The 13,781-nt window shown below is 26.4% G+C and carries 7 protein-coding genes and 1 tRNA gene; 2 read left to right on the top strand and 6 right to left on the bottom strand.

Annotation, left to right across the window (positions count from 1 at the left end):
- Positions 1-116: 116 nt before the first annotated feature.
- From fabI to ERUM_RS01560, 4 genes are all read right to left on the bottom strand, one after another.
- A complete protein-coding gene (gene fabI, locus ERUM_RS01575; RefSeq protein WP_011154970.1) occupies positions 117-938 on the bottom strand; it encodes an enoyl-ACP reductase FabI in 822 nt (273 codons plus the stop codon).
- Positions 939-1,012: 74 nt separating this feature from the next.
- Positions 1,013-1,086: transfer RNA gene (locus ERUM_RS01570), tRNA-Asp, on the bottom strand.
- A 349-nt stretch (positions 1,087-1,435) separates the two neighbouring features.
- Positions 1,436-2,881: an Asp-tRNA(Asn)/Glu-tRNA(Gln) amidotransferase subunit GatB gene (gatB, locus tag ERUM_RS01565; protein WP_011154969.1), complete on the bottom strand. Its 1,446-nt coding sequence runs from the start codon at positions 2,879-2,881 to the stop codon at positions 1,436-1,438.
- Positions 2,882-2,918: 37 nt separating this feature from the next.
- On the bottom strand, positions 2,919-4,301 hold the full coding sequence (locus ERUM_RS01560; RefSeq protein ID WP_011154968.1) for a malonyl-CoA decarboxylase: 1,383 nt from the start codon (positions 4,299-4,301) through the stop codon (positions 2,919-2,921).
- A 147-nt stretch (positions 4,302-4,448) separates the two neighbouring features.
- Here ERUM_RS01560 and ssb point away from each other — a divergent pair, with 147 nt between their 5' ends.
- Entirely contained in the window at positions 4,449-4,919 is a 471-nt protein-coding gene (gene ssb / locus ERUM_RS01555) for a single-stranded DNA-binding protein (protein ID WP_011154967.1), read from the top strand.
- Between the two features lie 1,713 nt (positions 4,920-6,632).
- Here the strand turns inward: ssb and ERUM_RS01550 are convergent.
- The gene (locus ERUM_RS01550) at positions 6,633-7,880 is read right to left on the bottom strand and encodes an MFS transporter (RefSeq protein WP_011154966.1); all 1,248 of its coding nucleotides are present in this window, start codon (positions 7,878-7,880) and stop codon (positions 6,633-6,635) included.
- Between the two features lie 1,846 nt (positions 7,881-9,726).
- Positions 9,727-10,980 (bottom strand): MFS transporter, encoded by a 1,254-nt coding sequence (locus tag ERUM_RS01545; protein WP_011154965.1) that lies wholly within the window; start codon positions 10,978-10,980, stop codon positions 9,727-9,729.
- Between the two features lie 1,346 nt (positions 10,981-12,326).
- On the opposite strand from ERUM_RS01545, the gene ERUM_RS01540 reads away from it, so the two are divergent.
- Positions 12,327-13,718 (top strand): hypothetical protein, encoded by a 1,392-nt coding sequence (locus tag ERUM_RS01540; RefSeq protein ID WP_231837239.1) that lies wholly within the window; start codon positions 12,327-12,329, stop codon positions 13,716-13,718.
- Positions 13,719-13,781 lie beyond the last annotated feature (63 nt).

Genomic DNA, 13,781 nt, shown 5'->3' with positions numbered 1-13,781 from the left:
ACATATAGTAAATATACATGAATAACAGAAACTTACTAAAATATAAAAATCAAACATTAATAACTATAGATACAGCAAAAATAACAGACCATAAAATTACTCATAAGATATAATATCTATTTATTCCCTTCAATATAATGAATATCAGGAGCATCTATTGCTTTCATACCTATAGCATGGTAACCACTGTCAACATATAAAATTTCTCCAGTAGTACCTTTACCTAAATCACTCAATAAATAAAGTGCAGCACCACCCACATCTTCTATTGTTGTATTACGCCGCAGTGGTGAGTTATACTTATTCCATGTTAATATATAATGAAAATCACCTATTCCAGAAGATGCTAGAGTTCTAACAGGACCGGCAGAAATAGCATTCACCCTAATATTTTGAGAACCAAGATCAACTGCTAAATATTTTACACTTGCTTCTAAAGCTGCTTTACATACTCCCATAACATTATAATGAGGCATTACTTTTTGAGCACCGTAATAAGATAATGTTAATATGCTACCACCATGACACATCATTTTCTCAACCTTTTTAGTAAGGTAAGTCAGTGAATAACATGATATATGCATAGATGTTAAGAAATTATCTAATGATGTATCAATATACCTACCTTTAAGTTCATTTTTATCAGAAAAAGCAACAGCATGCACTAAAAAGTCCACACTTTCCCATTCCTCACTCAAAAGATCAAACATTGCATCTATAGATTGTTCCTGTGATACATCACACTGTAAAACTAACTTTACTCCTATAGACTCAACTAAAGGATCTATTCTTTTCTTAAAAATATCAGACAAATAAGTAACTGCTATCTCTGCTCCATGCATAGCCAAAGTTTTAGCAATCCCCCATGCTAAAGACTTATCATTGGCAATACCAAGAATTAACCCTCTTTTCCCTTTCATTATATTACTAGCAGTCACCCATATCTCCTTATTTTATTACCCATTCTCTAATAATACATAATTAATAAGATTACATAAAACACTTTAAGATGCGGGAGAGACGAGACTCGAACTCGCTACCTCAGGCGTGACAGGCCTGCGCTCTAACCAACTGAGCTACACTCCCGATAAGCATGATAATATAATGCTAATCAGCATTATAGAAGTTGTCAACAAAGTTTCACCAATTTAACTAAATTTTCAAAATTTCCAACCTATTAAATAATAAGCAATATTATTAACATAAATAACATCAATCAATACTTATTCCTATTAAATAATATAAAAATATTATTCTATATCAACACATACCAAAAATATTTAATAATAAGCTAAGAAATCATTACTACAATCTTATAAATTTATGTATATCAAATATAACTAATACACAACTTAAAAACAGAGACACCATAAAGATAGCCATTACTATCTACTAAAACTAGTATTTACCTAAAACAACATAATGATATATAAGATCATTCTTGAAGCTTTTCTTTAATAATAGAATTCACTAACTCAGGATTTGCTTTACCTTGTGTCTCTTTCATAACCTGTCCTACAAAATATCCAAACAACTTTTCCTTGCCTTGTTTATATTGAAGTACTTTATCTTTATTATTTGCCAAAACATTTTCTACAATGACGGATACCGAATCACCATCATCTAACTGTTTTAAACCATATTCATTTACTATTGATATAGGTGACTTACCAGATTCAAACATGATAGCAAACACTTGTTTTGCAATTTTACCAGATATAGTCTTATCAACTATTAAATCAAGTAATTGTATCATATCTCCAGCTTTGACTGCAGATTCATTTATACTAATGCCTAACTTATTCAATCTAGCAAAAAGATCACATACTATCCAAGACGCAGCAAGTTTCGCATCATGTTTTTGTACAACCTCTTCAAAATATGCAGCAACATCTCTATCTGCAACTAAAATATCAGCATCATATTTATTCAACTTGAAGTCACGAATATAACGATCTCTTTTCTGTATAGGCAATTCTGGCAAAGATAGTTTGACTTCTGATATATATTGATCATCTATTTCTAATGAAAATAAGTCAGGATCTGGAAAATATCTATAGTCATGAGCATCTTCTTTATTCCTAATAACCCTTGTTTCTCCTAAAATAACATCAAATAATAATGTATTTTGAATAAGCTCTTCCCCATTTTCTAAAGCTATCACTTGTCTATTAGCTTCATATTCTATAGCTTGCACTACATAGCGAATTGAATTCAGGTTTTTTATCTCAGATCTTATTCCAAGTTTATCGCTTCCAAGAGGTCTTACTGAAACATTTGCATCACAACGAAAAGATCCTTTTTCCATATCACCATCACATGTACCTATGAAACGTAATATCATACGTAATTTCTTTAAGTACTCTGCAACTTCATCAGTAGATCTTAAATCTGGTTCAGATACTATTTCCATTAAGGCAACACCTGCTCTATTAAAATCCACATAAGTTTTACCATATTCATGAATACTTTTCCCAGCATCTTGCTCAAGATGAATTCTAGTAATACGAACTTCTTTATCATTAGATTCTTCTAAAACAACTTTACCGTCTGTTGCTATAGGATAATAAAATTGTGTTATCTGATATCCAGAAGGCAAATCTGGATAAAAATAATTCTTTCTATCAAAAGCTGAATAATTGTTAATTTTACACGACAACGCAAGCCCAGTCTTGACTGCTTGAGAAATACAATATTGATTCAGCAATGGTAACATACCAGGCATTGCTACATCAAAAAGTGACACCTGAGTATTAGGTAAAGAGTCATAAGTTTTTGCAGAAGCACCAGAAAACAACTTACTATTTGATATAACCTGTGCGTGTACTTCTAAACCTATTATCATTTCCCAATCACACTTCTTTCCCTTTATTATTTTCATAAAATATATATTACTATCCTAAATAATGTATGTTAAATCAACGCTTCAATAGTGACAACACTTCTTTTGAACAATTAATTTTTCTATTTACTAGATAATCTTCATAGTTATCATCTATTTTTGATAACTCATAATGATAATTTACCATAATACCCATAGAACAGTTTAATCCTTTCTCTGAAGTATCAGCCATCCAGTTTAATTTCTTTATAATCGCTCCATTACTTAAATGAAAATGTGCTACTGGATCTAATGCTTTATCATTATTCTTAGATTCTACTAAGTAATAAGCACATAACTTTAGAAATAATCCCTTTAGATCTTGAGAAAAACTAGAATACTTCTTCTCATTAAGATGAAATATTATTTCATCTACAGACATAGTAATTTTAAGTTCATTTAAAAATTCAATATCATCCAAACTTAACGATTTTGTAAGCCATTTTACAAAACCAGGTATTGGTGACAATGTTGCATAAGTTTTTATATTTTGAAACTCTTCCGATAACTTACCTACAACACGCTTTATTAGAAAATTACCTAAACTAATCCCAGAAAGCCCCCGTTGAGTATTTGATATTGAATAAAAAATCGCTACTTTGGCATCCTTAGGATCTTTCGGAGGAACATGAGAATCCAATAATGTTTGTATGCTACTAGCCATTTCATCAACAAGTGCTACTTCTACAAAAATCAATGGTTCATTTAACATTTTATAGTGAAAAAAGGAAAAACATCTACGATCTGAATCCAATCTATCACGTAAATCATCCCATGAAGAAATTGCATGTACTGCCTCATATAAAATAAGCTTTTCTAACAAAGAAGCAGGAGAATCCCATGTAATTTGGTGCAAATCCAAAAGCCCAATATCAAACCAATAAGAAAGAATATTTATTAAATCCTTTTCTAAAGAGAAAAATTGCTGATTTTTATCTCGTAATTGCATGACATCAGCCCTCATGTCAACAAGAAACTTTAAACCATCTGGTAATGAAATAAACTGCTTTAGTATACAAAATCTAGGAGATTCAAGTACCCCCATCAATTCAAATTCAAGTTTTCTCTTTTCGTATTCATCTATTTCACGTATATAATCCCTTATTTTCTCATCTATCTCATTTCTATCAGCACTAAACTGCTCCTCTAATAACCTGAAAAACGTTGTTTTACCTATATCAGATAAATTAAGGTACAAATTACCGAGAGATATAGTATTATATCTTGCCTTAATTTCCCCACCTTTCGGATTAAGACATTCCTTCATTTTTTCATAAAGGTTTTTGATATCCTGATCCCTTGTTAAATCTTTATTGATACTCCCAACCCAAGAAAATATAGCTTCAGCCATTCCACCCATAACTCTGAATACACTATCTAGTGTCTTATTTTTTCTTATTGTCGGTAATGAACTATCCATCAAAAACCCTAATTTACAAAATAGATATGTAAAATAACATCATTTTCTATTATTAGTCTATTTTTTAAATATAAAATAAAAATATTGACGGGTTTATTAATAAAATACGATAATGAAAGCGGCAAACTTAAAGTTAAGAATATAGCTATGTCCACTATGGGTATCAATAAAGTAATTTTAATCGGCAATTTAGGTAAAGATCCAGATATCAGGGTAATGCAAAATGGTAAAGAGATGGCAAGTTTTTCTATTGCCACATCTGAAAGTTGGGTAGATAAATCCTCAGGTATACGTACAGAAAAAACTGAATGGCATAACATAGTAGTGTTTAATGAAGGGTTAGTAAGGATAATTAAAAACTGTATACGTAAGGGAAGTAAAGTATATATTGAAGGATCACTAAGGACAAGAAAATGGACAGACCAGAACAATATTGATCGCTATACAACAGAAGTAATCTTACAAGGATTTAATTCAGCATTACATATGTTAGATTCCAAAGGCAATACAACAGATAATAATTCAGAATCTGAAGGGTACGCCAATGAAGAATTCAATAAAATGCCTTTTCAAAATAGTTGTGAAGATGTTATAATTGATGATGAAATACCATTTTAACTAAATAACATTTTTCTATAGGATTTACTTAGCAATAGTGTTAGTATAACTAATAGTTAAATATCCTGTATATAATCAATAAGTAAAATAAGCTATATATATTTATAATATATTCTAATTCTATAGTGCATACATAGTTATATAAAATAACACTTTAATAAGTTATCATAATTATATGAGTATTATTACTGCAAAACACTAACTATGAAAACGACAATGCTTAACTTCACTAATATTATAATTTATTGCACTTTATCTATAAAAAACTAATTATATCAACTCACATTGAATAATACTTGCTTTTTCGATTAATGATAAAAATAATAGTACAGTATTAACCAGCATTATTCAATTATACATTAAAACCACAGACATATATTTTTATACATCACCATATCTATTACATATACACTTACGTTATATAAATAACATTCAATTTATAAATGATAACAACAAAAATATATATGTACAAAAGCCTAATAGTTTTGTAATCCTAAATCAACTTTATACATAGATGACATATTTACTTAAATATCAAAATACAAGATATAGTCCATTAATTAATAACTATAACTAACACTTTAAAGTCATCTAACAAAAACTTCAACTATCATAGATAAAATAACAGCTTTGGTATATAAAAAAACAACTTAATATAATGTATAAATAATCTAATCAACCATTTAAGTAATGATCAAAAATCTAAATTTATTAAATAAAAACAAAAAAAACATCTAAATAATATACTAAAATAAAAGCTTTACTATCCTTAAAATTAATATGCTTAATATAGTAAGCAATATGGCATACACAATCAAAGTGTTATACTAATTACTATTATTAAGTAATTGATAATCTACTAAGTTTTAGTAGATAGATATTACACATTATCTATACAGTTATTATGTGTTATTACAAAAATCACTAATATATTACAATTATATACATCATTTATATCTTCATTGAAGGTACAAAATAGAAACAACAAGTATTATCTTACATATTATCTATGTATTCACTATTAAAAAATAATATATCACTAAAAAAATACTGGTTTTCTATTTTAAAACACTATTATCCATAAAAACTCAATATCTTTTACAATACACTTATTTAAGGATTTTAAAAATTTTTTATAGCAGGATAAAATAGTTAATTACCAGTTAACAACATATTTATCTTACAAATAAATCTATCATTTTAATCCTACAAACATCATATCCTATGTATTTTCATTACCATAACTCTATTGCTTACACATACAAACCTATACTGTCTCCAAATCAATAACATACTAATTTCAAGATTATACACACCTTAAATTTTCTAAAAAATCATAACAAAACAATTCCACAAAACAAATAACTACCTATATCAAAAATTAGATAAATAGATAATACTTATTCAAATCTAAGAAAACTGTAGCCAATTCTTATTAAACTCAATATACAATAAAATAAGAGCACAACAAATCTTGAACATAAATTTTCGTTTATAAAGCTAACAACTTTATTAAGACAAAATAACTTATAAATTGAGTAATCAATACAAGGCCACTAACTTATATATGCTATTTAATAAACTATAAAAATACAAGTTAGCATCACTACAAATGTACTCATTATATAAGTAGATAATATAATAAAATTACGCTATCAACATACGATTACAAATTAAATATCAAAGACATAAATAAACAAAGTAATATAATCGCTACCTATATACACTCTCATATTCTATGACTTTCTCATGTGTCTTAAGATAATAAAAACTATATAGTGAAACTATCGCATAAAAATCTATACAAAATATAGGAGCAGTGACAAGTTGTAAGATATCAGATAGCCATAAAAATAGTACTGGAGTAAGCGCACCAAAACATCCTGCAGCTATACTATAAGAAACAGAAAATCCAGTCTGCCTTACATTAACTGGAAATACAAGCATAAATAAAGCAAAAAGAGGCGTAGAACACATACCTAAAGAAATTGCTATAATTAAGTAAGTAATATAAGAATCAAATCCAAGAAAATATATAATGGGTGATATTACAATCATAAAGAAAATTTGAGAGTACAAAGCCACAGTTGTTGGCCTATATACTCTACAAATCATAGAAAAAATTGTTCCTGATATCAAGATCATCAAAATCAGTAAAGCATAAAGAGAAATACTTACTTTTTGCTGGATACCTAAAAATACAAAAAATATATAAAATAAAGAGTTACAGAAAGGTACACTAAAAACTATAGCACAACAAGATTTTTTATGATGTAATATTACATCTAAAATTGGAATCTTAGAGATTTTTTGTTTCCTATTGTACTCTAAATATTGCCTGCTTTCTTCTATAGAATTACGTAAAAAAGGTAATAACATAGACATAATTAATCCCACAAAAAATGGAATTCTCCATCCCCATGAGTAGAATTGTGACTCTGGAATAAAATTATAACACAACTTAAATATAAAACATCCAACAGCACCACCAAGTATAGAAATTAAAAAGTGTGCACCCATAGGAAATACAATATCACGATTATCTTTCACATTTTCCATCATTAATAGCATACAACCAACTTCACCTGCAAAAGACAACCCTTGTAGAATACGGAATATAATTAATAAAATAGGTGATAGTACACCTATAGCCTCAACCTGTGGCAAAAAAGTAATCCCACTTAATGATATAATTAGCAAAGTTGCAGAACTGAACAAAGCAAGCTTTCTTCCAAATTTATCACCTATATATCCAAACAATAATGAACCAAATGGTCTAACAATAAAAGCTATAGCAAATGTCATAAATGACAATACTACAGAAAATTCCTCGGTAAGATGTGAAAAAAACATTTCACTAAATATACGACTAAAGTTTCCATAGACCATAAAATCATAACATTCTATAAAAGCACATATCAGAACAGATAATGTAGGTTTAATATTAGAGAATTTTGACATTTTTATGCATATTTATATCAACATAGTTATCATGTGTATAATTCATATTTAAGTATGTCAATTAATTTATAAATTTTAACTTGCAATAATTAAGCGAGTAAATTTTATATACTAATTCAACCCATACTATATCTCAGTAATAAGTTACTAAAGTTAATTAAATACTAATAAAAATACATTAATAGTAGAAAGATAATAGATATCTATTATATAAAAAGCATTACAAAATCTACATAAAGCATACAGTTTAACGCTAACACTGCTAACCATTACAAATACTAAATATTAGCCTTTATCATGTCTAGACATTAGATCATATATAGTCAAATCAACATTTTATATATGATAGTTTAGAACTTGTACATTTCAAATATATACATATCACAGCATATTTTATTAACTCATAAACTAGTATTACTTACTAATAAGTGAGTACTTGTAATTCCACAACAAAACATTTTATACAATATAAAAACAATAATATCTCGAAATTGATAACATTTCCTTTCAATATATGATAATTCAGGATACGTATTAGTTACTGTTTCTCATATATATTTTGTATGATAAATAACATACTTTTTAAGTATTAATAATTAACAATAATTATTTTTTTAAAACTCAATACAAGTATTATACCCATATGTTTAAAGTTAGTAAAATATTCAGTAGCTAATCCAATATCATTAATAATACATAAAGCTATATATAAACATATACTAATTAATGTACAAAATAGTATTATAGCTATGATGTAACACTATACTAGTACTATACAAATTCACTAAATGATCACTTATCTAACTTAACAATTAAATAATTACATGAATATAATTTATTTATATGAGTACAAATTTACCAACTATATAAATATAATATTTAAATAAGCATGTCATTCTCTATCTACTTTGAAATAATGTTTTATCTATATAATACTTACGCTTTTCAACATATCTTATTTTAATTCAATACACAAAACTTAATAAGATGATTTAGCAAAAATATATAAATTCACTTACATTAAGTAGATTGTGCTAATATTTCAATTAAAACCATCATGCACTGATTATACTAAATGATAACCAATTCTCTAGAACTATAAACATCACTAATACTATTGAATCCAATACAATCAATATATTTTTGCTTTCATTAGGATCAATAGACTAAATTACTTATATAACTATATAAGATTAATAATTGTATCACCTTTAGTATAGATAAAATAATATCAGTTAAGTCATATACATCATTTTAAGATTGTAGTATTTTTGATTACTTATTTTACTTATCTAAATATATAATTTTATAAGAAACAGAATATTAAAACTTACATTAAAATACTTATTTCCTCATCTCTAATAATCTACTATTTATTCTATGGATTTATTAATAATTATCTCATAAAATCACATGCATAACTAAGTAAGTTACATTATCCAAGAATATTATTATTGATAACATACTTAAGATATAGATCTAAGAACTTTCTTTTGCTAATTTACAAATTAAGATTATTTTTGAAAATAAATATTTCCTTTGTATTTAATCAATTTACTAATTGTCTTATCAAAATCATATGCATAGTTAGTAAGTGGTATTACTTTAGAATATACTATTACAATTATAAATTACCCAGTAATATACTTAAAACATAGATATTAAAAACGACACTTCCCCTTATAATTTATGCAATCAATACTTCTTTTGAAAAGAAATAAATAAAATTTTATCTACAACAGAAATACCATAGAAGATGAGTAAGACCTATACCAATATATATTTAACTATTGCCATATAAGTGTTTTATAAAACCAACATAAAATTAACACTCTATCAAACAAAATTATGTATAAGCTGCTATATCTTCACGCTTTTGAATCATCTGATTATATCTTTTTAACAAAAACAACATACCCAATGCTAATAATGAACATCCATCGAGATAAAATATAGGAGATATACTTAATCCTGTTATTTCTGTTAACCATAAACAGATAGCTGGTGCAGTACCGCCGAATACTGCTACTGCAACACTATAAGAAAATGAAAATCCAGTTTGTCTGATATTCACCGGAAATAAAAATATTACTATAGATAATATAGGAGTGGAATATATTCCTAAAGAAGCTGCAAAAATAAAATAAGTTATTAAAGACTTAAACCCAAAATAACATACTACTGGAGATATAAAAGTAATAAATAATATTTGAAATACTATTGCAACATTTTCAGGCTTATATTTCCTATATAAGAAAAAAGAGATTATTCCAAAAATTAATATTGTAAGTGTTAAAAAACTATACATAGCAATACTTACTGGCTGCTGCATATTCAAAAATACAAAAAACATATAAAACAGACTATTACTTGATCCAACTATACTGCAGATTATAATAAAAAATTTCTTATGATATAGCACTATATCCAATATAGGAACTCTAGAAATTTTTTTACTACCTTTGTAATGCAAATATTGATAGCTTTCCTCTATTGAATTACGTAAAATAGGTAGTATTATAGCCATAATTAGGCCAACAATAAAAGGAATCCTCCATCCCCAAGAATAAAACTCAGTTTCTGGTATCAGATTATAACATATTTTAAAAACAAAATACCCAGTAGCCCCTCCAAGGATAGCTACTATAAAATGTGCACATAACATTAATATAACCTGATCCTTTTTAACACTTTCTGCTATCAACACAATTGCACCTACTTCACCTCCAAAAGACAACCCCTGAAAAGTACGTAACAATACCAGTAGAATTGGAGATAATATACCTATAGAATCAAAAAGAGGCAAAAATGCAATCCCACCAACTGAAATAATTAACACAATCGCAGATATAAATAAGGAAATTCTTCTTCCATACCTATCTCCAATATATCCAAATAGCACTGACCCAACCGGCCTAATAAAAAAAGTTATTGCAAATATAATTAATGTTAATATTAAAGATAAGGTCTCAGTAATATGGGAAAAAAATAGCCTGCTAAATACACGGCTAAAGTTTCCATATAGTAAAAAATCATAACACTCTATAAAAGCACAGAATAGCACTGCTAGTACTGATCTTAACCTAATATTAGATAACATACATAAATTAACACACTTAACTACTTATAAAAGTCTAAATTTCTTCAATAAGGATGTCAATAATAACCATATTCATATTATTGATATATAAAACAATAATATTTCTTACTATAGAAAGGTACTTTAGCTTTTACATTTTTTATTTTGATTATTGTGTAATTATTACAGATTTCTAAAAGAATGTTGCATTCCATAAATAAAATAAAAACTCAATTTCCTATTTTTTTATAAGGTAGCACAACATTTATCACAAAATTTAAATATCTAAAATATTTTTAAATATCATTATTCAAAATATATATTCATTCCACATTTATATTTATGATGAAATAATAGCTTAAGTAAATATTTAATCCCATAATAGATCTAGATACTGTAATCTCAGCTATAAATAAATATTATATGTACTTGTAAAACATACTACATACAGATTAATAAAAAAAATTTTAGCAATTATTCTTATACACACAATATTACTAACTATTATAAATACTCAATAATAAAGTTAATAACCTTTTTTGCTAGCATTATGATAGTAATATCCAAAATTATCATTTACTCTTTAATCTATGTATATTAATCAAGTAATTAAGAAAAAATAGTTCTACATAATATATAAACAAACACATACTTCATTCACATATAGCATTTCACTAATGCATCGGTAAACAATATCTTCAAGCTCAGAAATTCTTTATACACTATATTAATTAACATCAGAATACACACACTTAAGTAACATATTATTTAAATACACATAAAAAGAATTATTAGAAAAACTACAATAAATCTATCAAAGAACTATCACAATATCGAATAAAATTGCTACAACCAACCATTGATTTTATATACCAATACTACAATAATCTTATTTCTGTTAACTATAATATTCAAAGTAACTTTTCACAGTACATATTACTTAAGTAATAATCACAAATATAATTAAATATAATTATTTAGATTTATTATCCTTCAATTTATTTAGTATTTAAATATATATAAAAAGTATTAGTAATATTTCTATATATTCAATTATAAATACTAAGATGCCAGTTATCCTATAACAATATTGATTACAAAAATTAACTATCTTATTAAAAAATTAATAATTTACTTTACTAATTAACTTTATATAACATAATTAACCTAATTAAGTAAATTTTTTAAGACTTTTTATGAATAAAATATCATCTACATTTTTACCCATTGCAATATCTATACTTTTAATTACAACTTGCTTATGCTATTTTAGTTTTACACGGAAATTTAATTCACTATCTATTAGTTTTTACGTCTTCTTAGCAACATCAAGTATATTTTTAATTTTTAGTATAGTAAATTTTATAATGCACAGAAAAGGAATACCTATTAAATATGAAAGTAAAGATTTAAGCATAGATTTCGAGAAACAAGCTGCTATATTTATACATATACCAGAAAATGAACTATACAAAATAGCACCAAATTATAATATAACATATCTCTTTCAACATGCAGACCATCAATTAATGAACTATCCAGTACACATTGCACAAACCCGAGGATTATCACCTTCTATAGGACCATACTCATTAAAAAATACTACACAGATCCAGCTACTACTTAGTCAAGAAGATGTTAACAATATTAAAGATGCCACAGGGATATGTATCGTAACTAAATCCGACACTAAATTACAAGAATTAAAAAACATATTATTAAATAACATATTCATATATTACTCACATAATCACAAAAAAAATTTAGTATTACACTGTTCCCATATTAAAATTGATAGTAATGATCCAGAAGAACTAGGGAATACACAACATCTTTATTCTGCAAAAGATTTTTATATTGCAATACAAGATAAAGCTATACCTATTGAAGGCTTAAACAATTCTGAATGTACTACTGTATATGACCATGTAGTATCATATATCTTAAATACATTTACTACAGAATATCATTATGACAATTCTTGGTTTGAAACCGAAGCTGGCAAGATTGCTATAAGCTTTTTTAGAATGTTCAGTACCCAGAATATTTTAGATCACAATATGTACTTCAAGTCTGCAATAACAGGAGATTTAAAATTTAAAGTAAGACGTGTTCAAGAATATATTCACAATATAGCAAGAGAACAATATACACATGAATTCGATGAACGAATATTTAATCTAATTAAAGAAATATACAATAAAACATCTTATAATACAACTCAGTACTCACACTTACATAATAATCGCTATATAAATACTTTTGGTAATAGTATTTCTGATTTTATACGATGGAATATTAATAATGAACCATTATACAAATACATTTGTAGTATTGCTGTTCAAAATTACGGTGATAATGATCTAGATAAACAAACAAATCAGTTTATTAAAGACATACTTAATGAAGAAAATATTCAAATCAACATTCAACCTATTATATCCCTTATTGAAAATCCCAACATTTTGATTACACGTAATATGTACATTAAAGATAAGGATTTGCACAAGACAATACATGAATTACTAGGTACTCAACAACAAGTATCTTGTCATGAATTAATTAAACTTGCAAGAAAATACATCATAGATAGCTGTTTACCACATATGCAATTTTATAGCATAACACAGCACACTATAAACTTAAATCCAGAACATATAACTGTATTTACTCCTGAATACACAAGAATACACAATACATCATTTGATACTAACTCTCTTGAGGATTTTAGTAGTACAAGAATGTTACTCATACATTAGGTTAACTAGTAGGCTTTTTTTTCTTAATTCATATGTATAACAATATCTAAACAGATATTATTA

The organism is Ehrlichia ruminantium str. Welgevonden, from assembly GCF_000026005.1.
In the GTDB taxonomy this organism is placed as follows: domain Bacteria; phylum Pseudomonadota; class Alphaproteobacteria; order Rickettsiales; family Anaplasmataceae; genus Ehrlichia; species Ehrlichia ruminantium.
Note: the sequence above shows the minus strand (reverse complement) of the source record. Positions and strands in the feature narration are given on the sequence as shown.

Coding starts and splice junctions, on each gene's coding strand:
- ERUM_RS01545 (WP_011154965.1), bottom strand. CDS start 10,980: ATGTTATCTAATATTAGGTTAAGATCAGTACTAGCAGTGCTATTCTGT.
- ERUM_RS01550 (WP_011154966.1), bottom strand. CDS start 7,880: ATGTCAAAATTCTCTAATATTAAACCTACATTATCTGTTCTGATATGT.
- gatB (WP_011154969.1), bottom strand. CDS start 2,881: ATGAAAATAATAAAGGGAAAGAAGTGTGATTGGGAAATGATAATAGGT.
- ssb (WP_011154967.1), top strand. CDS start 4,449: ATGTCCACTATGGGTATCAATAAAGTAATTTTAATCGGCAATTTAGGT.
- ERUM_RS01540 (WP_231837239.1), top strand. CDS start 12,327: ATGCACAGAAAAGGAATACCTATTAAATATGAAAGTAAAGATTTAAGC.
- ERUM_RS01560 (WP_011154968.1), bottom strand. CDS start 4,301: ATGGATAGTTCATTACCGACAATAAGAAAAAATAAGACACTAGATAGT.